Source organism: Pedobacter sp. BS3, assembly GCF_008274585.1.
In the GTDB taxonomy this organism is placed as follows: domain Bacteria; phylum Bacteroidota; class Bacteroidia; order Sphingobacteriales; family Sphingobacteriaceae; genus Hufsiella_A.
In genome coordinates this window covers 1-24,648 of the sequence record NZ_VTRT01000003.1, presented here as the reverse complement: position 1 = coordinate 24,648, position 24,648 = coordinate 1, and the positions used below count along the sequence as shown (strand labels likewise).

Genomic DNA, 24,648 nt, shown 5'->3' with positions numbered 1-24,648 from the left:
ACTTCCGGTAGTCCGGCTATACGCTTATACTGCGCAGCCAACCCACAATCCCTGCAAGGCTTTAGCCGCGAGGCCGGTATCCGCTCCTATCCGGTTTAGCTTACGCAGGTCAGTGTTGCTTTGGTAGCAGCAAAATGCACAATGTTTAATTTGTAAAAATCGAGCCCTTCAAACCTAATTCTGGTTAGGTTTTTCATAGTTCCGAAAGTTTCACGGGATGCTCTTTTTGATGAAAGTATAAATATCTTTCAAATCGGCTTTTGCCTCATAGCCGATAACTTCCCCGATTTCCTTTAAAACCAGTTCTTTTACCTTATATTAGTAACGATTCTTTTTGGGTGTTCAATAAGTGGCGGATTAATTCCAACTTTGTTGCCTGGATATCCATAATCAAAAGAGTTTTAGTAAAATTAAAAAAATAGATTTACCAACGAAAGGTCTCCGGCAATTTTAAACACCGGCAGGAGCCCAAATATCTTCTTCTCTAACCTGATCCTGAAAAGTTCCACCATGTACCAATGCTGTTAACCTGCTTTTAAAAAGTAATTTTTTTAGCTGCATAGAGTTTCAGATATTAGCAACAGATGATTGTTTCAGCCGGTATATTAAAATGGGCGCTCCGCCTCTACCCTCCTTTGTTTTTTCAGCGGGTATGGGTACAACAATTTGACCGGGATTTTACCGGTGTGAGGGTAAAGATTGCCAAAAGCATTCTGAATATCAATTACAATAAATCTATATTTGGAGGTAGCATATACAGTGCATCCGACCCGTTTTACGCCATTTTATTCGACCAGATTATGCAGCGAAAAGGATATAAAGTACGTGTATGGTTAAAAAGCGCACAGATTAATTACCTGAAACCCGGACGCTCTAATCTGTATTTCGCCATACGTTTGCACGATGAAGATATTGATGAGGCCTGTAGGGCTTTAAATACCAACGGTAAATTTGTTAAAGCCTACCCTATGGAAATTGTAAATAAGCATGGCGAGCTGTGCGCAACTGTTTTAAACGAAGTCTATATACGCAATCTGCATCCCGGCGAAAACCGGACCATTGCTTATTGAGGCATTTTGATCCCGAAGCCCGAATTGTTCGGGATAAGTACCGGGGGATTTTCCCCACACATACCGGGCTCAATCCCGAATAGTCGGGATTTCACTACGTTCAACTTTTTACTTTCAACTTTTTACTTTTAACTTGCCATCCCGTGTTATGAATATCAGGAAACTAATTTTTGAAGGCGAAAGCGATACGCTGGATTTTAAGAAGACCATAACCAATTGTGAAAAAATAGCCAAAACGCTGGTAGCTTTTGCCAATAATAAAGGCGGCAGGCTATTAGTGGGCGTTGCCGATGACGGCACCATAAAGGGTGTTAAATCTGAGGACGAAGAGAAATACATGCTCAATAAGGCCGCTCATATTTATTGCCGGCCTGCTCTCGAACCGGTTTTTGAAGAAATTTACGTAGATGACAAGGTCGTGCTGGTAGCCGAAATAAAAGAAAGCGATACCAAACCTCATGCTGCTTTAGGCGAAGACAAAAAATGGTGGGTATATATCCGCGTGAAAGATAAAAGCCTGCTGGCCAGCAAAATAGTTGTTGATGTATTAAAACGCGGCAACAACACTACGGGAACTCATATTGAATATTCTGACAAGGAGAAAACATTGCTGGAATACCTGGATAACCATCAGCGTATTACTTCGGAGGAATATGGCAAGCTGATGAAATTGCCCCGCCGAAAGGCACAGCGAATACTGGTGAACCTGCTGCTGGCTGGCATCATCAGGCTGCATACTACCGAGAAAGAGGAATATTATACGGCATCCTGATAAAAAGTCAAAAGTCAAAAGTCAAAAAGGCCAGGCACAGGCCAACCTGTGTTTAAATAAAAGATTATCTCATTACAACATTTACCTCATTTTAATGCTCAGATACCTTGAAAGCATTGTATAATACCTATAAATCGCATTACAGCAGCAATTTAAAGCTGGCAATCCCGGTGGTTATTTCACAACTGGGCCATACGCTGGTTCAGGTAGCCGATGGCGTTATTGTTGGTCATTTTGCCGGCACTATTCCCCTGGCGGCTGTGTCATTGGGCAATAGTATATTTACCATCATCCTGGTTATTGGTATCGGCATATCTTATGGCCTTACCCCGCTTATTGCACAGCAAAGCGGCAGGAACAATTTTAATGAATGCGGAAGGTTGCTATATAACAGCCTGTACATCAATATCATTTCAGGGATTATTTTATTCCTTACGGTATATATGGGCATACTGGCTTTTATTGACCATTTAGATCAATCGCCGTTGGTTGTTGAGCAGACAAAATCTTTTTTAGCGCTTTTGGGTATTTCTATTATTCCGCTGATGATATTTAATACCTTCAAACAATTTGCCGAAGGCCTGGGCTTCACCAAACAGGCTATGATGATCTCTATCTGGGGAAATGTGCTGAACATTATCCTGGGAATAATTTTTGTAAAAGGTCTGTTCGGCATTGAGCCGATGGGGGTACGCGGCGTGGGTTACAGCACGCTTATTGACCGTACTGTAATGGCTTTCGCGATGGGCTTTTACATTTTCTTTTCAAAGCACTTTAAGCCTTACCTGCAAGCCCGGGCTTTAAAACGTTTCAGTAAAAAACGTACGTTTAATATCCTGAAGATCGGCGCCCCGGTAGCCCTGCAATACACGTTTGAGGTTAGCGCCTTTAGCGGTGCAGCCATTTTAATGGGGATTATCGGTATAGCCGAGCAGGCTGCGCATCAGGTGGCCATCAGCCTGGCAGCTACTACGTATATGATGGCCAGCGGTATTTCTGCAGCGGCAGCCATCCGCTCAGGTAACCATTTTGGCAAAAAAGATTTTGTCCAGTTGCGTTTATCGGCCATATCCAGCTATCATATTGTGCTGGTATTTATGAGCGTGACCGCCCTGCTATTTATCACCTTTAACCAATACCTGCCCTGGCTGTACACCAGCGACGAACGGGTTATCGCTATTGCATCACGGTTATTGGTTATTGCTGGCGTCTTTCAACTGTTTGACGGTGCACAGGTTGTGGGTTTAGGCATTTTACGCGGCATCGGCGATGTAAATATCCCCACCTGGATCACCTTACTGGCCTATTGGATAATCGGACTGCCTGTTGCCTATTTCCTGGGAATACAGCTTCACGCAGGTGCTACCGGGATATGGTACGGCCTGACACTCGGCCTCCTGGTCTCGTCGGTATTGCTGTTCCTGCGATTCCAGCGAAGCAGCAAAAAACTGCATATTTATTAGTGAAAAGTCAATTATAAACCTGTCTCTGACTTAGATTCGTTTAAAACGCTTATAATTACACATATTTTGAGTTAACCGTATTGTGGATTTAGTTGATATTATTGTTTATACCGGGATATTCGTTTTCGCTATTACGGGTGCATTAAAAGCCCGTACGCACCGTATGGATATTTTCGGCGCCTGCGTTATTGCCTTTGTGAATGCGTATGGCGGTGGCACCATACGCGACCTGCTGATAGGAACCCGGCCCATTAACTGGCTCAACGATTATCTGGCGCTTATCCTGGTTATCAGCGCTGTTATTATCACCTTTCTGCTGAAAAGAGGTCTTCACCGGTTTCAACGTACCATTATTATTACCGATGCCATAGGTATCGGTATGTTTACCGTGGTGGGCATTGAGAGAAGTCTGGCCAATGGTATCAATGATGTGTATGCCGTATTGATGGGCGTAATTTCTGCCACTTTTGGCGGCCTGGTAGTCGACATTATCAGCAACACTGTGCCCAGCCTGCTAAAACGCGGTGAGCTGTACGCTACCGCCTGCGCCATTGGCGGTGGCTTATACATGCTGTTACTGCACTACCCTATTTCGCACGATATCAATTTGGTTATCTGCGTGTTAACCATTGTGGCTATCCGCATTGTTTCTATCCGGAAAAGCTGGCAATTGCCCGAAATATGATTTTTTTAAAAAATCTGTTTCCAATTTGGTGCTAACCCTTATATTTGCAGTCCCTTGAGCCCGGGTGGCGAAATTGGTAGACGCACCATCTTGAGGGGGTGGCGCCTTACGGGCGTAGCGGTTCGAATCCGCTTCCGGGCACACCGAAAATAAAGCTCACCGCCCAGGTGGCGAAATTGGTAAACGTTGCGGTCTCAGAAGCCGTTGGGAATTGTCCCTTGAGAGTTCGAGTCTCTCCCTGGGCACGAAAGTGCAAAACCGGCCTTTAAAGCCGGTTTTTTTATTTCAGGACAAGCCATCGAGCTTTAAGAAGGGGGACAATATCCGTTCACTTTTCATCAAATATCCGGGCAACATATCCCCCGCCCGGCGCCATGCTGATTTTCAGCTTACGGTTTTGGGGAACATCTATCACTTCATGTTTATAATCCGATGCTTCACGGTCGGCATTGACACCGTCGCGAAATACTTCAGCTTTATAATTTCCCTTACCCAGGAAACTCAGGTCGAGCTCGGTATCCCGGCTATCCCAATTGGTTAAGGCTCCCACGTACCAATCGTTACCTTTTTTCCGGGCGATGGCAATGTGTTTGGCAATTTCGCCATCCAGGGCTACGGTTTCATCCCATATTTTGGGAACGGACGCAATAAACTTAGCACATTCAGGCTCTTTTAAATAATGTGTGGGATTATCGCACAGCATATTCAGCGGCGCTTCGAATATCACATATTCCGCCAGCTGACGACAACGTGTACCCTGACTCATCGGGTCATTCCAAACGGGATAATAATTTTTCTTTATGGCATTACGCATCGCTCCCTGCGTATAATCCATGGGGCCGGCCAGCATCCTGATAAAGGGAATGGTTACATCGTAAGTAACCTGGTCAACCTTCGGCGAGGCCCATTTCATTTGCTCTAAACCGTGTACTCCTTCAAAGTTAAGTACATTGGGATAGGTACGCTGCAAACCGGTGGGTTTATAGGCGCCGTGAAAATCTACCAGCAATTTATATTTTGCCGCCAACTGAGCTACGCGATAGTAAAAATTTACCGCCAGCTGATCGTCGCGATCCATAAAATCGACCTTAAACCCTTTAACACCCAAACCGGAATAATACTTAAATACGTTTTCCATATCCCTGTCTACCGCATAAAAACCGGCCCAGAGAATAATGTCTACATTTTTCTGCCGGGCATAATCAACCAGCTCTTTGATATTAATTTCGGGCACAACCTGCAACAGATCGGCTTTCAGGTTTACCGCCCAGCCTTCGTCAAGGATAACGTATTCAATGTTATTTTTTGAAGCGAAATCAATGTAGTATTTGTAAGTTGCATTATTTACTCCCGATTTAAAATCAACACCTGAAATATTCCAGTCGTTCCACCAATCCCAGGCAACCTTACCGGGCTTTATCCATGAAACATCGCTTACGCGGGATGGAGAAGCCAGCTTATAAACCAGATCATTATCAGCCAGTTGCTTATCCTGCGTAGAAACGGCTATGATCCGCCAGGGGAAACTGCGTGTTCCTTTGCTTTTCGCGATGTAATTTTCACGCTCTTTTACCAGCTGCTGCAACTGGTTATGTCCGCCTTGCTCAATTTTTTTAGGATAAGGCGCAAAAACGCCGGTCAGCGTATTTCCTGACTGATGATTTAAGTACATGCCAGGATATTCTTCCAGATCGGCTTCGGTAATACATACTTTTTTACCGTTAGCGGCCTCAACAACCAGGGGCAGAAAGGCTAAACGCGTTACATCTAATTTGGAAAGCGGTGCATGTGTATAGGTATTCTCAAATGAATTAAAGAACTGCTCCTCGAAAGTGGCGTTTTTCTTTTTGCTGTTTACGTAAGGGACTATTGCCGGGTAATCTGCCGGAAAGCTAAAGGTGGCTTCTTCACTTTCTACATTAAAATTCTGCTTCCGACTGGTTACAAAACGATAGGCAATACCCTCGTTATACGCTCTGAAAACAACACTGTAATCTTTATTGAAGCTGATAACTAACTCATTGTAATTATCTTTTATGCGGCTACGTTTATAAAACGGCGCTTCTATTTCCTGGTTTACCGTACTGGTTTTAGCGCTTTTCACTTTGGCATTGTGACCCAACACCTCACCTCCGCTTAAATGCATCGCGATAGCAGACGGAGCAAGTAAGGTGTCGGCATTGTGCATAACAAAATAGGTAAGCTTTTCATTAGTTCTGATTACGGCTTTCAATTGCCCATCCGGCGATTTTACGACATAGCCTATCCCGGCCATTGCCGTGTTTACAGCCAGACTTAACGCTAAAAAGAGTAAGGATTGTTTCATGTGATATGCTAAAGTTATAACTGGATTATAAAGGCTGTTCATTTCTTCATAACTGAATACACATCATGATCTTCAGTTACAAACCGGAACAATTCTAAACAAATTACCAGTTACATCAAAGCAAAAAAGAATAAAACAAAAGCTTCCAGCAATTCAACTACGCTTATTACCTAACCGCCACAAATAATACACCGGTAAACCTATCAGCACGATAAATAATCCCGGCCAGGTAAAATTAGGTTTATAGATAATGAGCAGGATACAGAAAGCCAGTCCCATCAGGATATAAATGGCAGGCAATACGGGGTATCCGAAAGCTTTGTACGGGCGCTCCGCATCCGGGCGCTTTTTCCGCAGAATATACACTCCCGCTATAGTCAGCACATAAAAAATTACCACCACAAAGCAAATCATATCGAGCAGGTCGCCATATTTCCCGCTCAGGCACAGTATACAGGCAACAATACATTGTACCCATAAAGCAAACCCGGGAACAGAATACTGATTTAAGCTGGCTGTTTTTTTGAAAAACAAGCCGTCTTTAGCCATGGTATAATATACCCTCGCTCCCGACAGAATTAAGCCGTTATTACAACCAAATGTAGAGATCATGATCATTAAGGCGATAACTACCGTCCCGATATTGCCAAATATGGCATGTGACGCGGCAACTGCCACGCGATCTTTTTCTGCCGTAGCAATTTCATGCAGCGGGAGAACAGCAGTATATACCACATTAATTAAAACATAGATAATAGTAACAATCAGTGTCCCGAGGAAAAGGCTCAGGCCAATATTCCGTTTAGGATTGCTTACTTCGCCGGCAACAAAGGTTACGTTATTCCAGGCATCGCTGCTGAAGATAGATCCTACCATAGCCGCGGCGATAGCGCCCATAGCAGCAGCCGTGGTATAGCCTGTGAATGAACCATCTACGTTTAGTTTATGAAGATCCCACATATCCGACCAGTTAGCCTGCCAGATATCCGGCTTCAGCATGATCAGGCCGAAAGCAATTAAGCCGAACAAGCTCATAATTTTGGTCAGCGTAAAGGTAGTTTGCACGATTTTTCCACCTTTAATACCTTTAGTGTTAAAATACGTGAGACATACGATCAGTAAAATAGATACCAGTTGGGCAGCGCTGACATGAAAAAAAGTAGCGTTTCCGGCTGCATCTGTGCTGGTTTGCATCGATAAAATAAAATTATCTTCGCTTACCTGCGGAACCAGGTAAGCCATAAATTTAGAGAAAGCCACTCCTACCGCAGCAATCGTTCCGGTTTGTATCACCAGGAACAGGCTCCATCCGTATAAAAAGGCAACTAACGGGTTATATGCTTCTTTCAGGTAAACATATTGTCCGCCGGCTTTGGGATACATGCCGCTTAGTTCGCCATAGCTTAATGCGGCAGTCAGGGTCATAAAACCGGTTATCAGCCAAATTAAAATCAACCAGCCGGCAGATCCCACATTACGGGTAATGTCTGCGCTTACAATAAAAATCCCTGAGCCAATCATGCTTCCTGCCACCAGCAGGGTCGCATCCAGAAGGCTTATTTCCCGCTTCATAGCGGTACCGGGTACAGTATTTTCCATTGTTATAAGGTTTAGAGAAACGAATATATTAAAATTACTTTTCTATTACGTCAAAATTAAATTTGATTAATTCATTTCCCCTCTTATTTTTGGGGTTTAACCAATTTCAATTTGTTATTATATATGGAATATCTACAAGATCATTTAATTTACGTAATACCCCTACTCGGACTTGCAGGAATAGTGGTGATGCTGTTAAAATCGGCATGGGTAAGCAAACAGGATGCAGGTGACGAGAACATGAAAACCCTTTCCGGGTACATTGCCAACGGCGCAATGGCCTTTTTAAGGGCAGAATGGAAAATCCTTTCGTATTTTGCTATTATAGCCGGTATACTGCTGGCTTATTCAGGTACGCTCGTTGAAACCTCGAGCCCTGTTATTGCCATATCCTTTATTATTGGTGCTTTTACATCCGCCTTAGCGGGATACATCGGTATGAACATCGCCACTAAAGCTAATGTGCGCACTACCCAGGCCGCACGTACCAGCCTTGAAAAAGCGTTAAAGGTATCGTTTACCGGTGGAAGCGTGATGGGTATCGGCGTTGCCGGATTAGCGGTTTTAGGATTAGGCTCATTATTTATTGTATTTTACCATATCTACGTGGTTAACGTAATGGGCGCTTCGGTTAACGGTAAGGAAATGGAGAAGGCCCTGGAAGTGCTGGCTGGCTTTTCTCTCGGAGCGGAATCGATTGCGTTGTTTGCCCGTGTAGGCGGAGGCATCTATACCAAAGCTGCTGACGTAGGCGCCGATCTGGTAGGAAAAGTGGAAGCCGGTATTCCTGAAGATGACGTACGTAATCCTGCTACTATTGCCGATAACGTAGGCGATAACGTGGGTGACGTTGCCGGTATGGGCGCCGATCTGTTCGGTTCGTACGTGGCAACCATTTTAGCTACGATGGTATTGGGCCGTGAGATCATTTCCAATGATAACTTCGGCGGCATTGCTCCCGTGTTATTACCGATGCTTATTGCCGGCCTGGGATTGATCTTCTCTATCATTGCTACTGCCTTTGTTCGCATTAAAAAAGAAACAGACAGTGTTCAGAGCGCACTGAATACCGGAAACTGGTCATCCATTATTATGACGGCAATTGCAGCCTTTTTCGCGGTGCGCTGGCTGCTGCCCGAAACTATGGTGATCCGCGGATTCGAATTCACTAAAACAGACGTATTCCTTTCTATCGTGGTGGGTCTTATTGTAGGTACGCTGATGAGCATCATTACCGAATACTATACCGCTATGGGTAAACGTCCGGTAAAGGCTATTGTACAGCAATCGTCAACCGGGCATGCTACCAATATTATTGGTGGTTTGGCTATCGGGATGGAATCAACCGTATTACCGGTTATTGTATTAGCTGCCGGAATTGTCTTTTCATATTCCTTTGCGGGATTATATGGTGTAGCCATCGCGGCAGCCGGAATGATGGCCACAACGGCTATGCAACTGGCTATTGATGCTTTTGGCCCTATTGCCGATAATGCAGGCGGAATCGCTGAAATGAGCCAGTTGCCGGAGCAGGTTCGTCACCGTACCGATAACCTGGATGCCGTTGGAAACACTACCGCCGCTACCGGAAAAGGCTTTGCCATCGCATCGGCAGCGTTAACCTCACTGGCACTTTTTGCCGCATTTGTAGGTATCGCGGGCATTGACCGTATCGATATTTATAAAGCACCGGTTTTAGCCGGATTACTGATTGGCGCTATGATTCCGTTCATCTTTTCGGCTTTATGTATTTCTGCCGTTGGACGTGCTGCCATGGACATGGTGCAGGAAGTACGCCGCCAGTTCAGGGAAATTCCCGGTATTATGGAATATAAGGCTAAACCTGAATACGAAAAATGTGTGGCCATTTCTACCAAAGCATCTATTCGCGAGATGATGCTGCCGGGAGCTATTGCGCTGTTGGTTCCTATCATTGTCGGATTTGGATTTAAAGGTGTTTTCGCCGATACCAGTTCAGCAGAAATCCTGGGCGGTTTATTAGCCGGGGTAACCGTTTCGGGCGTACTGATGGGCATGTTCCAAAGCAATGCCGGCGGCGCCTGGGATAATGCCAAGAAATCATTTGAGCAGGGTGTGGAGATCAACGGCGAAACGCATTACAAAAAATCAGAACCGCACAAGGCTTCCGTTACTGGCGATACTGTAGGTGATCCATTCAAGGATACATCCGGCCCATCGATGAATATCCTGATCAAGCTGATGTCTATTGTATCGTTAATTATTGCCCCTCACCTTTCGCACGGCATTGCCGAACACGCAGGGGAAAAGGAAATTAAAAAAGAGATCCGGGTTATTCAAACCGATAGCCTGCAAAACGCAGGAAGTGATACCATTCTGAATAAAAAAGATACGGTTATCCGGTAAAAATCACCCCTAACAAAAAAGAGAATGCAAGCATTCTCTTTTTTGTTTTGAAACAATTATTGATATCATTTTAAAATAAAACAAAAGGCAAGTATTTCAAATATCTAACAGGAAAATTCAACAATTTAAACGAATCAGTTTTATACCAAATTAGTTTATAAACAAATTTTACGCTCAAGCTATCAATAATTATCCAATGCCAATAAAATAGCTTATAAAAAGGTAGGAATTAAATTTTATTTATATTCGATTATAATTTAATATGCTTTTTCACTTAATACGACTTTATGCTTTACAAAAAACCTATATCGCAATTAATTAAAGAGGCCGGAACCGAAGGTGGACTAAAACGCACATTAAATGCCACTAATCTTATCTCATTAGGCATTGGAGCCATTATAGGCGCCGGTATTTTTACATTAACCGGAACTGCTGCTGCATTGCATACCGGTCCAGCAGTAGTATTATCGTTCATCCTGGCAGGTGTAGCCTGTGCCTTTGCCGGTCTTTGCTACTCTGAGTTTGCTTCTATGATCCCCATTGCAGGAAGTGCGTATACGTATGCATACGCAACTATGGGTGAATTTCTGGCCTGGATCATCGGTTGGGATCTGATCATCGAATATTTATTTGCATCATCTACAGTAGCCGTAAGCTGGTCGGGATACGTGGTGAGCTTTTTAAAGGATTTTGGTATTCATATACCGGCAAACATTGCTCAGGCCCCCTATAATTACGACTCCACAGCTGGCACTTTCACGCCTACGGGAGCTATCATCAATTTCCCGGCTATGTTTGTGATTGCCATTATTACCACCTTACTGGTTATCGGTATACGCGAATCGGCACGTTTTAATAACATCATTGTAGTAGTAAAAGTTGCTGTTATCCTGCTGTTTGTTGGATTCGGCATTTCATATATCAATCAGGATAACCTGGTACCGTTTATCCCTGACGCTAAAGGCCCCGGAGAGTTTGGCTTTGATGGCATTGTACGGGGAGCCGGTATCATCTTCTTCGCTTACATTGGGTTTGATGCCGTTTCTACCGCAGCGCAGGAAGCTATAAATCCACAAAAAGACATGCCAAGAGGCATCTTAGGCTCGCTGGTTATCTGTACAATCATTTACATCCTGGTAGGTTGGGTAATGACGGGTATGGTTAATTACAAAGAGCTTAATGTTCCGGATCCGATTGCCGTAGCCGTAAATGCCGGTGGCAGTAGCTTATTCTGGCTGCGATTCCCGATCAAGATCGGCGCTATTGCCGGTTTGAGCTCTGTTATTCTGGTTATGCTGATGGGGCAACCCCGTATATTTTATTCTATGGCAAATGATGGATTATTACCTGCTGTTTTCAGTAAGATACATCCTAAATTCAAAACGCCGTACATTACTACCATTATTACAGGTATTATAGCTATGGCTATTGCTGGTTTTGGGCCGATTAATTTATTAGGCGAATTGGTATCGATAGGTACATTATTAGCCTTTACCATTGTATGCGGCGGCATTTTAGTTTTACGATATACCAGCCCTGAACTAAAACGACCATTTAAAACTCCGTTTTTTCCCGTAGTTCCTATTCTGGGCATGTTAACCTGCTTTTACCTGATGGCCGGATTACCCTGGCACACCTGGGAACGGCTGATTATCTGGCTGATCATTGGATTGATCATTTATTTTACCTACAGCAAGAGGCACTCACACATCCGTAAAGGTATTGTTAAGTTCCCGGTAGATCCCCCGGAACCGGAACTGTAGTTTTATATTAAAGCACTATAAAAGCTGTTTCTGAAAATCCGGAGACAGCTTTTATGGGTTTTTCTGTAGCTTTACATGACCAATTGTTTAATTATGCCCACGTTTGACCTGAAACAGATTGTCTCGGTGACCATGATCTTGTTTGCCATCATTGATATACTGGGCTCCATCCCTATTATCATCGATGTGCGCCGCCGCGTGGGCCATATTGAATCTGAAAAGGCCTCGCTTACTGTACTGGCCCTGATGATCATCTTCCTCTTTTTGGGTAATGAACTGCTGGATATTATTGGTTTGGATATCTCGTCTTTCGCCATTGCGGGGTCACTGGTTATCTTCTTCATTGCCCTGGAAATGACTTTAGGGATAAAATTCTTTAAGGAAGAGGAAATTTCAGCCTCGGCTTCTATTGTGCCGCTGGCCTTTCCGCTGATTGCCGGGGCGGGTACTATGACGACCTTGCTGTCGCTTAAAACACAATATACCATGCCCAACATCATTGTAGGTATCCTGCTCAATACCATCGTTGTTTATATTGTATTAAAAAACACCCAACGTATTGAGCAACTCATCGGTAAAACAGGATTAGAGGTTCTTCGTAAGGCGTTTGGGGTGATCCTGCTGGCTATCGCCATTAAATTATTCAGGAGTAATACGGGGCTGTAGAGAGTGAAAAGTTTTACGTTATACGTTTTACGTGGCTGATAGCTATTAGCTTATGGTTCATAGTTCATGGCGGATAGTCCGGAAGTCGGAAAGTCAGAAAAGACCGGAAGCGGCAGAGGGTTTACGTGGTACGTTTTAGGTTTTAACCCGCAGCAATTTAGCAATTCAACAATAGAACAATTCAGCAATGTAAAACCCAATATGCATCCCTATTTAAAAAATCAAAATTTTCAAACCAACGTTCACGGCTTGTGTTGTACTAACAAATAACCTATTGTTAAACATTTAAAAAGTACTGTTGGTGGCAACCCTAACCGACCACCGTGCTAACATCAACAGACGGACAAAAACGGGAAACCAAGCCCACCCACCACCCAAATTACTTGCTGACAGACTTCTTAAACTCACTTGGACTAACACCTTTGTATTTCTTGAACAACCTGTTCAAATGGCTTGCATCGCTAAAACCCAATTCGTGTACAATTTCATTTATCTGCATATCCGTAAACTGCAATCGGGTTTCAATCAGTTTTAGTTTATAAGATGTTATATATTCTTGTAGACTTTGCCCTATTTGCGTTTTAAAATATTCGCTGATATAAGTAGGCGAAACATTGAAATGCTTTGATATTGTTTCGGCTTTCAAATTCTTTGGCTCATAAATGTTTTGGTGAATGTAATTAAGCAATAGAAAGGCATTTTCTGATTTTAGGTTATTCAAAGTTGCAGACGGTGCTAAAACGATATTTCTTGCAGCAATCGTAATAATCGTATTGATAAGTTGTTTAATTACTTCCTGTTGTTGTGGCTGATTATTAACGTGTTCCCTTATTAACGCTTCTACCAAAGACCTGACCAAAGGTTTGTCAGTTATAGTCTTCAAAATACAACTTGGCGAATGATTGCTGTTGTGAAAAATAAATTCCAACTTCTGCACCCATTCTTTGCTTTGTGTTTTCAAATATGTTTCGTTGAAACGAATAAAGAAAAATTTGCTTGGTGTGCTTACTTCAAAAGTATGTGTGTCTTGCGGAAAAATCAGAAACAATTTATCACTGCAATACGGCAGCTTGTGATTGTTGATTATCTGCGTTCCCTTTCCGTCAAGCACAAACACCATTTCAAAAAAAGTATTCTTATGCTTTTGGGCTTCATATTCGGTTACTTCAACCAAATCCAACTCAAAAGGTTGATATAAATTCCGTATTTCCATACCTGCAAAGATACAAACACTTCCAATGATTATACAACAGTTGAACGAAAAAATGATTGCACCTTTGCAGAGTAATTTAAAGTAAAACAACGCAAAACAATGAATAGTACAGCTTATTTTCTTCTACGTTTGCCAATAGCGGCATCACTATTAGGGCACGGATTAGTTCGCTTGCCAAAATTGCAGGACTTCGCTAATTGGATGCTCGGATTTATGGAAAAGTCTTATTTACCAAAACCTTTAATACTTGGTTTTGGTTATGCAGTCCCTATTATTGAAGTCGTTACAGGAGTAATGATTTTGACAGGCTTCCGCACACGGGAAGCAATTTATGCCGCATTACTACTAATGGCAGCGTTCATTTTCGGAAACACTACCATTGAAAATTGGGACCCGATTACTGCCCAGCTTATTCATTCTATTTATTTAGGCGTTATACTTTTTTTCATTCAGTATAACACCTTGTCGATAGATAACTTACTCAAAAAATAAAAGCAATGGGAACAAGACGAGATTTCATAAAGCAAAGCAGTTTGGTTGGTTTGGCAAGTGTAGTAAATCCTTTTGAAACATTGGCAACCATTCCACAAGCAACAACAAACGAAAAAACAAAATGGGCTGACGGCTCACGTTTGGTTGTTTCCGTTTCTATGCAGTTTGAAGCAGGCAATCAACCGAACAATGCCGATAGTCCGTTTCCTAAAATAAAAGACGGCTTCAAAGATTTGCCCGCTGATACTTGGTTTCAATACGGCTACAAAGAGGGCATTCCGAGAATGTTAGATAATTGGGACAAGTTAGGCATAAAAGTTACTTCGCATATGGTTGGGGCAGCCGTATTGAAAAACCCCGAATTAGCAAAAGAAATTGTAAGCAGAGGACACGAAGCAGCAGCACACGGAATGAATTGGAGCAACTCTTACAATATGTCTTATGAAGATGAAACAAAATTTATCAAAGACGGAGTTGATGCCGTAAAAAATGCAACAGGAGCAACGCCAATCGGCTATAATGCAAATTGGCTTCGCAGGGGCGAAAACACATTAAGCGTTTTGCAGGAATTAGGTTTCAAATATCACATTGACGATTTGAGCCGTGATGAACCTTTTATCATTCAAGTAAACAATAAAGATTTTGTTGTAGTGCCTTACACCTTGCGTTGCAACGATATTTTATTGATTGAGGGCAAAGGCTTTTCTACCGACCAGTTTTTTAACCAAGTGAAAGCCGAGTTTGACCAACTGTATGCCGAGAGTGAATATAAAAGACGGCAACTTTCAATCAGTTTTCACGACCGTATTGGTGGAACGCCGCAAATGGTAAAAACCGCCTACGATTTGATAAAATACATTCAGTCGCACAAAGGCGTTTCATTCAAACGTAAAGATGAAATTGCCGAAATCGCTTTGCACGACAAAACAACAATCAGAGAGTAAAGAACAATCAATAAAACAATAAGAAAATGAACATTTACATCACAGCAATCATCAAAAGCAAACCCGAATTTACTACCGAAGTAAAAGCATTTTTGTTGAATTTGTTAGAGCAATCACGAAAAGAAAAAGCTGCCATTTTATACCAACTACACCAAAGTATAGAAGATGAAAACACCTTTTTCTTTTATGAAAATTGGGAAAACCAAGAGGGCTTAAATGAACATAACAAGCAGCCGTATTTCGTAGAGTTTCAAAAAGTAATACAAGAAAAAGTGCAGGAATTGTCGATAGTAAAGGCTAAATTATTAAAGTGAATTATTATCAAAAAAATAAAAAATCATGACATCTTCAAACAGAAACATTTTAACCCTAAAAACAGGAGCAATAGCATTGCTTTTTGCTTTGACCAGTTGTACAGGCAATACAAATAAAAAAGAAAAGTTTACAGAAACCATAGCCTCAGATACCACTTCCATAGTGGATACGGTAGGTTATCAACACATTATGTTTGTCAAGGTGAAACCTGAAAAATGGGATACCTTGATGAAGGCAATGTACAATAATGTCGTCCAAACCCGTAAGGAACCGGGCAGCGTTTTGTTTACGTTCTTTCAGCCTGAAGATGGTCGTTACGAAGTAGCGTTACTGGAACGATTCAAAAACAGAGCGGTATTTGAAGACCATTTAAAAAAGCCGTATTTGCCTCATCAGGTGTGGAAAGAAGCTAAAGAGGCTAATGATCCTATGGAAATGAAAGAGCTGAAAGAATTAGCGGAAGTGCCTGCAGTAGAACCTGAAAATGCTGATGAGATATATAGTCCACGCAACGTATTGGTAACTTTTGACGTAAAACCAGAAAAAAGACAGGTGTTTTTGGACGCAATAGCAGCAGTAACACCCCGTGCTCGGCAAGCGAAGGGAAATACGCGTTTCAATGTTTTTCAATATGTAGAAAATGCCAATAAATTTCTTTTAGTAGAAAGCTGGGAAAGCGTACCCGACCACGAAGCACATTTAGCACAGGATTATTCCAAGAAATTTGATGCCGCCATCAAAGGCATTTTTGTTTCCAATCCGGTAGATACACGCTGGTTGGCGAAAGATATTTCAAAATAGTAATACTATCGGTTGGTGGGGTTAAGACATTGATAGTGCTGCCATTTTATCCGTTCATATTGGGAAAGAAGATAAATGAAGATACGTAAAAACAGAAAAATGATGACAATAAAGAAATACACAACATTCCTATTGTGTTTGGTTTCTATAAATATGGCAATGGCACAGCAACGTCCCGTTCTGGATATTATGCTTACCAATTACGAATATCCCTACGAAGTGCATTACCTGAATTTCAAATCGCAGAACGAAGCGTTGAAAATGGCGTATATGGACATAAATCCTGAAAAGCCAAATGGGAAAACCATTGTTTTGTTGCACGGTAAAAACTTCAACGGTGCTTATTGGAAAACCACTATTGAAGCCCTCACAAAAGAAGGTTATCGTGTGGTGGTGCCCGATCAAATCGGTTTTGGAAAATCATCAAAACCGACTGACTATCAGTTTACATTTCAACAGCTTGCACAAAATACCAAAGCCGTGTTGGATGAATTAAAAATCAATAAAATCTACTTGTTAGGTCATTCCATGGGTGGGATGATTGCCACGCGTTTTACATTGATGTATCCCGAAACGGTTGAAAAACTGATTCTGGAAAATCCGCTTGGTTTGGAAGATTGGAAATTAGTAGCTCCTTACACTTCCATTGATGCAAATTATGGAAAGGAATTGAAGGCTGATTATGAAACGACCAAAAAATATCAGCTGGGATTTTATTACGACAATAAGTGGAAACCAGAATACGACGAATGGGTGTACCTGCTTACCGGCTGGGTGAAACATCCGGATTATCCAAAAGTTGCATTGGTTAATGCGAAAACTTCCGATATGATTTTCACGCAACCGGTGGTCTATGAATTTCAGAATATAAAAGTTCCAACGCTTTTGATTATCGGTACCAGAGACCGAACAGCCATTGGCAAAGCTGGTGTAAAAGATCCGGAAGTAGCAGATAAAATGGGACAATACCAAACACTCGGAAAAAAAACGCAACAAAAAATTTCAGGTTCACAGTTGGTGGAATTAGACAATGTAGGGCACTTGCCGCACATAGAAGCATTTGACCGCTTTATCCAGCCAATGAAACAATTTTTGAAAAATTAATGACAGTAAATCAAACACTCAGCAAAGGGCTTCTGTTTCTACTGGCGGCAACTACCGGATTGGTGGTTGCCAATAATTATTACAACCAGCCGCTTCTCGGTCTGATGGCGAAATACTTCAACGTCAGTGAATTGGAAATTTCTTCCGTTCCCATGCTGACACAGGTGGGCTACGCTGTCGGGCTGTTTCTCATAGTTCCGCTTGGCGATATGCTGAGGAGGAAAAGATTGATTCTGATAGATTTCTTTTTCATTATTGCAGCACTTCTGGCAGCAGCATATTCACAAACACCATTTCAACTAAAAATGGCAAGTTTCTTTATTGGCCTAACATCGGTGGTTCCGCAGGTCATGGTACCCATGGCGGCGCAACTTGCCGAAGACGAAAAACGTGGTGCAGCCATTGGTACGGTAATGACGGGCATGTTCATTGGGATTTTGGGGTCAAGAACGTTAAGTGGTTTTGTGGGAGCACATCTCGGCTGGCAGGAAATGTTTCTTATTGCAGCCGGCATCATGGCCGCTTTATTTTTCGCTCTATTGAAATTTTTACCTGAAATCTATCCCGACTTTAAAGGAACTTATCCTCAGCTTTTAAAATCTATTACAAAGCAGTTTGTGAGCATTCCGAAACTTCGTCTGGCTTCAGTTCGCGGAGCATTTGACTTTGGAGCTTTTACGATTTTCTGGACAACGGTGGTTTTTCTATTGGAAGGCGAGCCGTTCCACATGGGAAGTGATGTGGCGGGTTCATTGGGGCTGGTCGGCATCGCAGGCGCTACAGTAGCTTCTTTCGTTGGGAGGCTCAGCGACCGCTTTAATAAAAACACCATCATCTATACTGGAACTTTGGTGATCATCTTTGCATGGATAGTTCTCGGTTTTTCTTCCCGGAGCTTAATCGGAATCATCATTGGTGCATTTGTTTTGGATTTGGGCGTACAATCAGTACACATTACCAATCAGACCATCATTTTTGAAGGAAATCCTTCCGCAAGAAACCGTATCAATACGGTCTATATGGTTTGGTATTTCGTAGGGGGCGCTTTCGGAACATTCATCGGCAGCCTGCTTTGGCAATATTATAAATGGTTAGGCGTTTCGGTAGCGGGATTATTTTTCGGTATTGTCATTTTAATCGTACATTTTATAGGAACAAAATTTGTTTTAAATAAAATTAAATAAAAAAACATTCATGTCTCAACAAAAAATAAATACGGTCATTCTCGGTTACGGATTTTCGGGTTCTGTTTTTTTTGCGCCTTTTTTGGATTTGCATCCGGGTTTCCAATTAATTGGTGCTTTGGAACGAAGCAAAAAGAAAATTCAGAACGATTATCCTTATACCCGGTCTTACACTACGCTGGAGGAAATTCTCGCCGATTCCGAAGTGGAATTGGTAGTAGTCAATACGCCCATCGGAACACATTACGAATTAGCCAAACAAGTTCTGGAAGCAGGAAAATCAGCTATTGTAGAAAAAGCTTTTACAAATACCGCAGCGCAAGCCAAAGAATTGGATGACCTTGCAAAAGCAAAAAAATTAAAACTTTATGTTTATCAGAACAGAAGATTCGACAGCGATTTTTTAACGGTAGAAAAAGTGATCAAATCCGGTAAATTGGGTGAGATAAAAGAGGCAACACTTTCTTACGATATATACCTGCCAGAAATTCGTGGTGCTTTCCATACCGAAGAAAAATTAAGTGGAGGTGAATTTAATAACAGAGGTTCTCACGTTACCGATCAAGCCGTAAAATTGTTCGGTCTGCCGGAAAAAGTGTTTGCGGATTTTGCCGCATTCCGCCCGCATTCTCCGGTGGAAGATTATTTTGAAGCGATTTTGTATTATCCCGATAAAAGGGTAAAGATCCGCGGTACGGATATTTCGCTGAGCAATCAGCCCGGATATATCATTCATGGAACGAAAGGGAGTTTTCTGAAATCGCGTTCCGATATTCAGGAAGAACGTTTATTAAAAGGCGAAAAACCGAAATCTACATCTTGGAGTTTGGAGGATGCTTCGGAACAGGGAACACTGACTTATATGGAAAACGGTCAGAAAATCTCCGAAACGATTCCGACCGAAGACGGAAATTATTACAACTATTTTGAAGCTGTTTTTCAAAATTTCAGAAACAGCAAACCCTCGCCCATGACGGGTTTTGAAGGCTACCAAAATATGCTCGTGATGGACGCTGTCCGCAAAAGCGTAGAAGAAGGAAAGATTATTTACCTAAAAAATCAATAATCATGCAATATAGAACGTTTGGAAATACTGATTTGAAATTGCCCATCATCATTTTTATTGTTTCGGCACTTAACCTTATGAATACGGTTTCTGCTCAGGAACTGATTCCTTTCGCCCATTTTGAAAAAGAAATGGTCATCGGCTTAAGTATCAATTCGCAAGACAGGGTCTTTGTTTCCTTCCCGAATTATGATGGCAACGGCAATCTGGCTTTAGCAGAAGAAAAAAATGGGAAGATAACTGCATATCCAACTTTGTCATGGAATACAAAAGGTAACTACAAAAACTCCTTTTTACGGGTTCAGGATATTTTTGTGGATGCAAAAGATAATCTTTGGGTTTTAGACTCCAAACCTGCGGCTTCCGGAAATATTTTTGCTGATGGCAGCAGCAATGATAAAGGGCTATTTAAGCTCGTAAAAATCAACACCCAAACCAATCAGGTAGAAAAAGTGTATTCTTTTAAAAACCTGGACTTTTCTAAATCCGCGTTAAATGACGTCCGTATAGATTTGAAAAACAACGTTGCTTATCTTTCAGATCCTGCACAAGCGGCTATCGTTATTTTAGACTTAAACACGGATGAAGCGAGAACTGTTTTAGTAAATACTAAATTTACGAAGGCTGACAACATTAGTTTAAATTATGATGGAGTGGAAATGAAAGATAAGAACGGAAAGCCTTTTTCCTCCAATGTCAATGGAATCGCTTTAACAGATGACTTCAAGTATTTCTATTTCAAACCGATCAATAAACGGGAACTTTTCCGTATTGAAACCCGATACCTAGCCGATAAAAATCTTTCCGAAGAAGCACTAGAAAGCAAAGTAGAAACCGTTGCCAAAGTGGGTGTTACGCACGGTTTAATCGCCGATAAAAAAGGAAATATTTACCTCACTACTTCCGAATCACATTCGATTTCTTACCTGACTCCCAAAGGGGAATTAAAAGTATTGGTAAAAGACAAACGTCTCCACTGGCCGGATTCTTTGGGCATCGGCAGCGATGGATTTCTTTATTTTTCCGATTCACAATTACAGCGTCTTCCGCAGTGGAACAACGGTGTGGACAAAACGGAATATCCCTATACTGCATACAAAATAGCATTACCATAACCTATAAAATATCATATAATGGATTTACAGTTAAAGAATAAAACAGCTTTGGTGACCGGTTCCACAGATGGAATTGGTTTAGCAACAGCAAAAGGATTGCTCAAAGAAGGCGCAAAAGTATACATCAATGGCCGTCATCTGGCTAAAATAGAAGAAGTTATTGTCGAAATCAAAAAAGATATTCGTGATGCCGATGTGCATGGAATTGCGGCGGATTTTAGCAAAGTGGAAGAAGTGGTTGCACTCTTGGAAAAACTTCCCGAAGTGGACATTCTCATCAACAATGTCGGCACTTACAGTCCGCAACCGTTTGAATCTACCGATGATGAAGCCTGGTTTCAGGATTTTGAAGTAAACGTGATGAGCGGTGTGCGTCTTTCCCGTTTTTATGTTCAGAAAATGAAAGCAAAAAACTGGGGCAGAATCATTTTTCTTTCCAGCGAATCAGCTATCAATATTCCGGATGATATGATTCTGTATGGCGTCACCAAAACAGCCTATCTCGCACTAAGCCGTGGTTTGGCAAAATACCTGAGTGGAACAAATGTTACTGTAAATGCCGTTCTTCCCGGACCTACCTGGTCTGCCGGAAATCATGCGGGAATGAAAAAACTGGCAGAAGAAAGAGGCATTTCAGAGGTTGAAGCTTCATTGGAATTTATCAGAGAAAAAAGACCTTCATCCATCATTGAACGTTTCGCCGAACCCGAAGAGGTCGCCAACTTAATCGTATATATATCAAGCCCGTTGTCATCTGCTACTACCGGAGCTGCCCTGAGAGTGGATGGCGGTGTGGTAAATAGTGCTTTTTAATTAATTGAAATTATGAATAATATCTATTTAAAAATCAGTATTCTTTTTGTGTTGCTTTCGGGTTTGTTTCACAATTCTTTGACTGCTCAGGAAACCCTAAATTTAACCTTTCCGGAAATTCAATACAATGACGATTTGCTGGCAAAAATCCGGCTGGAAGCCAATACCATTCAAGGCGAAAAAGCCACCGAAATACGCTACATCAAATTTGCCGAAAGCCCCCGTACGTTTGCACAAACCGTAGAAGGCGGCACCGATGAACCGTATATTCAGGCAAGAACCGCTTATCAGATTGTCTTTCCGCATTCCACAATTATGTTGGATGCCGGAATGGATGAAGAAGTGCATGAATTTTTCGGAAACGGAAAGAAACAACCGTACTTTCCATCGGCAAATGACAGCGTTCAACAGGCCCTGAGACAAGCTGTGAAAATTCTCATCACACATGAACACGGCGACCATGTTGCAGGTGTTTTACGTACAAAATACTTTGATGAAATTGCCCCCAAGACTATCCTTACCTATCAGATGCTCAACACCTTGGTCAACAAACCGCAGATGCCCCAACTGAAAACAGATATAGAAAAAGTGAAAAACTTTGTTACCGTAGATTTTTACGATGTACTTCCGGTAGCTCCCGGTATTGTTTTAATCAAGGCTCCGGGACATACACCTGGCGAAATTATGGTATACACCCAATTTGAAAACGGTAAAGAATACATCTTTACGGGAGATGTCAGCTGGAGCTATGTCGGTATAGAAGAACGCAAACAGAAACCCGCATCGCAAGTCAAACGCATTGGTGAAGATGCCGTAAGAATCCAATATCAACTGGACTGGCTTAATCAACTTCCGTCTAAAGGAGTCCAACTGATAGTAAGCCATGATGATATTATTCAGCCACAGCTTATCAAAAAAGGAATCATGAAAAAGGGATTTATCTTGAGATAAAAATCACGTAAATAATAAATAAAGAAAAGATGAAAAAAGTATTGATTATTAACGGAGGACAAGTTTATGATGAAAGTGGAGGAAAATTCAACAATACCTTAACGGATTGGACTTCAGGTTTTTTGACAGAAAACGGATTTGAGGTCCGAATCACCAAGACGGGGGAAGAGTATGACACGGCAAAGGAAATTGAAAATTTTGTCTGGGCAGATATTATCATCTTCCACACGCCGATTTGGTGGTTTCAGGTTCCGAATAGACTGAAACTCTTTATTGATGACGTTTTCCAACAGGGACGCGGTACCATCTACAAAAGTGATGGCCGTACGCACAGCAATCCGGAGTACAACTATGGTACAGGTGGTTTGTTGCAAGGAAGAAAATACATGGTTACCAGCAGCTGGAATGCTCCGGAAGGTGCATTTACCATACCGGGTGAAATTATGTACGGCTTTTCGCCTGACAAAGGAGTTCTATATGGATTTCATATTGCCATGAAATTTGTAGGCTTAACCCAATTGGACGGTATGCATTTTTATGATGTCGCAAAAGGTGGAACACCCGAAAGAATTGAAGCATACAGGCAGGCGTATCAGCAACATTTGGAACAAATAATCTAACAATTATAAAATAAAAAGTATGGCAACAAAAATTAAAATCAGCAATACAGATTTAGAAGTAAGTCGTATCAATTTTGGCGGAAATGTATTTGGTTGGACATTAGACGAGCAAAAATCATTTGAAATTTTAGATGCTTTTGCAGGTGCAGGGTTCAACTTTATTGATACTGCAGACACTTATTCGTGGTGGGTAAACGGAAAAGGCGGACAGTCGGAAACCATAATTGGAAATTGGCTCAAAGCAAGAGGAAACCGCAAGGATTTAGTAATTGCTACAAAAGTAGGTTCAGAAACAAAAGAACACGGTTTTGACATCAGCAAAAAACACATCTTAAAATCAGTGGACGAAAGTCTGCAACGCTTACAAACAGACTACATTGATTTGTATTACACCCATTTTGACGACAATGTAACACCTATTGAAGAAACATTATCGGCTTACGATGAAATTGTAAAAGCAGGAAAAGTGCGTTACATCGCAGCTTCCAACGTTTCACCCGAACGTTTGCAACAATCATTTGAGGTTTCCGAGAAAAACGGCTTTCCGAAATATGTAGCCTTGCAACCGCATTACAATTTAGTGGAGCGAACAAAATATGAAACGGAATACTTACCGTTAGTAGAAAAATACGGTTTAACTGTTTTTCCTTATTGGTCATTGGCAGCAGGTTTCTTAACAGGAAAATACAGAAGCGAAGCCGATTTTAGTAAAAGCGTTCGTGGTGGCGGTGCTTCAAAATATCTTAACGAAAAAGGTTTTGCAGTATTGAACGCATTAGACAATGTTGCAGGCAAACACAACACACAACAGGCAACAGTTGCATTAGCTTGGTTGTTGGCACAACCACACATCGGGGCAACGATTGTAAGTGCAACAAGCAAAGCACAATTAGAAACTTTGTTTGCAGCACCCGAATTGAAATTAGACAGCGAAGATTTGGAATTGTTGGACAAAGCAAGTAAGTAAAACCACGACAGACAGAAAAGGGCAGCCACCAACAAGGGCTTGGCGTCAGGCGGGCTGACGTTCAAACGTGAAAGTCCGCAGGAACTTTCACGCCCGAACGCCAAGCCCCGAACCGTTATGCGTAACATGAAGAAAGATGAGAAGAGCAAAGCCTCTCACGAATTAAGAAGCTCAAACACTTCTAAAGAAGAAAAAAGCAAAGCTGCCAAAGAGATGGCAGGAAAAAGGAAAAGTAAATAAATCCTGACAAAGGCCGGGGTAGTGTCTTGAATTTTGTGTAAGTAAAAAAAGATGTAGGTCATTCCTATTGTGATTAAAGAAATTCAGAACTTTA

22 protein-coding genes and 2 tRNA genes are annotated in these 24,648 nt (G+C 41.8%); 21 read left to right on the top strand and 3 right to left on the bottom strand.

The genetic code is table 11. The annotated features are described in order from the left end of the window. Window positions 1-584 precede the first annotated feature (584 nt). The 6 genes from FW774_RS08800 to FW774_RS08775 all read left to right on the top strand — a co-directional run bounded on the left by FW774_RS08800 (window position 585) and on the right by FW774_RS08775 (window position 4,235). The gene (locus FW774_RS08800; protein WP_149347822.1) at window positions 585-1,070 is read left to right on the top strand and encodes a YiiD C-terminal domain-containing protein; all 486 of its coding nucleotides are present in this window, start codon (window positions 585-587) and stop codon (window positions 1,068-1,070) included. Between the two features lie 148 nt (window positions 1,071-1,218). After that, window positions 1,219-1,842 (top strand): helix-turn-helix domain-containing protein, encoded by a 624-nt coding sequence (locus tag FW774_RS08795; RefSeq protein WP_149347821.1) that lies wholly within the window; start codon window positions 1,219-1,221, stop codon window positions 1,840-1,842. A gap of 107 nt (window positions 1,843-1,949) precedes the next feature. Beyond that, window positions 1,950-3,305, top strand: coding sequence for an MATE family efflux transporter (locus FW774_RS08790; protein WP_149347820.1), 1,356 nt, complete (start codon window positions 1,950-1,952; stop codon window positions 3,303-3,305). Window positions 3,306-3,387: 82 nt separating this feature from the next. Next, window positions 3,388-3,990, top strand: coding sequence for a trimeric intracellular cation channel family protein (locus FW774_RS08785; RefSeq protein WP_149347819.1), 603 nt, complete (start codon window positions 3,388-3,390; stop codon window positions 3,988-3,990). A 58-nt stretch (window positions 3,991-4,048) separates the two neighbouring features. Further along, window positions 4,049-4,131, top strand: a tRNA-Leu gene (locus FW774_RS08780). 20 nt (window positions 4,132-4,151) lie between these two features. Continuing rightward, window positions 4,152-4,235 (top strand) — tRNA-Leu (locus FW774_RS08775). An 83-nt stretch (window positions 4,236-4,318) separates the two neighbouring features. Here FW774_RS08775 and FW774_RS08770 read toward each other — a convergent pair. Together FW774_RS08770 and FW774_RS08765 are read right to left on the bottom strand one after the other, a co-directional pair. After that, window positions 4,319-6,316: a glycoside hydrolase family 97 protein gene (locus tag FW774_RS08770; protein WP_149347818.1), complete on the bottom strand. Its 1,998-nt coding sequence runs from the start codon at window positions 6,314-6,316 to the stop codon at window positions 4,319-4,321. 153 nt (window positions 6,317-6,469) lie between these two features. Then, window positions 6,470-7,915, bottom strand: a complete 1,446-nt coding sequence (locus FW774_RS08765) for an APC family permease (protein ID WP_149347817.1) — start codon at window positions 7,913-7,915, stop codon at window positions 6,470-6,472. Between the two features lie 123 nt (window positions 7,916-8,038). Between FW774_RS08765 and FW774_RS08760 the strand changes: the two genes are divergently transcribed. From FW774_RS08760 to FW774_RS08750, 3 genes are all read left to right on the top strand, one after another. Then, entirely contained in the window at window positions 8,039-10,300 is a 2,262-nt protein-coding gene (locus FW774_RS08760) for a sodium-translocating pyrophosphatase (protein ID WP_149347816.1), read from the top strand. Between the two features lie 287 nt (window positions 10,301-10,587). Further along, a complete protein-coding gene (locus tag FW774_RS08755) occupies window positions 10,588-12,063 on the top strand; it encodes an amino acid permease (RefSeq protein ID WP_149347815.1) in 1,476 nt (491 codons plus the stop codon). Between the two features lie 75 nt (window positions 12,064-12,138). Then, a complete protein-coding gene (locus tag FW774_RS08750; protein WP_242457778.1) occupies window positions 12,139-12,729 on the top strand; it encodes a MarC family protein in 591 nt (196 codons plus the stop codon). A gap of 379 nt (window positions 12,730-13,108) precedes the next feature. Here FW774_RS08750 and FW774_RS08745 read toward each other — a convergent pair whose 3' ends face one another. Then, a complete protein-coding gene (locus tag FW774_RS08745; protein ID WP_149347814.1) occupies window positions 13,109-13,942 on the bottom strand; it encodes an AraC family transcriptional regulator in 834 nt (277 codons plus the stop codon). Window positions 13,943-14,041: 99 nt separating this feature from the next. Here FW774_RS08745 and FW774_RS08740 point away from each other — a divergent pair, with 99 nt between their 5' ends. From FW774_RS08740 to FW774_RS08685, 12 genes are all read left to right on the top strand, one after another. Continuing rightward, entirely contained in the window at window positions 14,042-14,434 is a 393-nt protein-coding gene (locus tag FW774_RS08740) for a DoxX family protein (protein WP_149347813.1), read from the top strand. 50 nt (window positions 14,435-14,484) lie between these two features. Further along, a complete protein-coding gene (locus tag FW774_RS08735) occupies window positions 14,485-15,378 on the top strand; it encodes a polysaccharide deacetylase family protein (protein ID WP_242457777.1) in 894 nt (297 codons plus the stop codon). 26 nt (window positions 15,379-15,404) lie between these two features. Further along, window positions 15,405-15,692 (top strand): putative quinol monooxygenase, encoded by a 288-nt coding sequence (locus tag FW774_RS08730; protein ID WP_149347811.1) that lies wholly within the window; start codon window positions 15,405-15,407, stop codon window positions 15,690-15,692. A 25-nt stretch (window positions 15,693-15,717) separates the two neighbouring features. Then, window positions 15,718-16,494: a putative quinol monooxygenase gene (locus FW774_RS08725; protein WP_149347810.1), complete on the top strand. Its 777-nt coding sequence runs from the start codon at window positions 15,718-15,720 to the stop codon at window positions 16,492-16,494. Window positions 16,495-16,596: 102 nt separating this feature from the next. Then, window positions 16,597-17,598, top strand: a complete 1,002-nt coding sequence (locus FW774_RS08720) for an alpha/beta fold hydrolase (protein WP_187774879.1) — start codon at window positions 16,597-16,599, stop codon at window positions 17,596-17,598. Further along, a complete protein-coding gene (locus tag FW774_RS08715) occupies window positions 17,598-18,782 on the top strand; it encodes an MFS transporter (protein ID WP_149347809.1) in 1,185 nt (394 codons plus the stop codon). The genes FW774_RS08720 and FW774_RS08715 overlap by 1 nt, the downstream gene beginning before the upstream one ends. A 10-nt stretch (window positions 18,783-18,792) precedes the next feature. Beyond that, on the top strand, window positions 18,793-19,848 hold the full coding sequence (locus FW774_RS08710; protein WP_149347808.1) for a Gfo/Idh/MocA family oxidoreductase: 1,056 nt from the start codon (window positions 18,793-18,795) through the stop codon (window positions 19,846-19,848). A 2-nt stretch (window positions 19,849-19,850) separates the two neighbouring features. Next, window positions 19,851-20,963 (top strand): major royal jelly family protein, encoded by a 1,113-nt coding sequence (locus tag FW774_RS08705; protein ID WP_242457776.1) that lies wholly within the window; start codon window positions 19,851-19,853, stop codon window positions 20,961-20,963. A gap of 18 nt (window positions 20,964-20,981) precedes the next feature. Beyond that, on the top strand, window positions 20,982-21,776 hold the full coding sequence (locus FW774_RS08700) for an SDR family NAD(P)-dependent oxidoreductase (protein ID WP_149347807.1): 795 nt from the start codon (window positions 20,982-20,984) through the stop codon (window positions 21,774-21,776). A gap of 12 nt (window positions 21,777-21,788) precedes the next feature. Further along, entirely contained in the window at window positions 21,789-22,727 is a 939-nt protein-coding gene (locus tag FW774_RS08695; protein WP_149347806.1) for an MBL fold metallo-hydrolase, read from the top strand. Window positions 22,728-22,756: 29 nt separating this feature from the next. After that, window positions 22,757-23,347, top strand: a complete 591-nt coding sequence (locus FW774_RS08690; protein ID WP_149347805.1) for an NAD(P)H-dependent oxidoreductase — start codon at window positions 22,757-22,759, stop codon at window positions 23,345-23,347. A 19-nt stretch (window positions 23,348-23,366) separates the two neighbouring features. After that, window positions 23,367-24,314, top strand: a complete 948-nt coding sequence (locus tag FW774_RS08685) for an aldo/keto reductase (protein ID WP_149347804.1) — start codon at window positions 23,367-23,369, stop codon at window positions 24,312-24,314. Window positions 24,315-24,648: the final 334 nt, after the last annotated feature.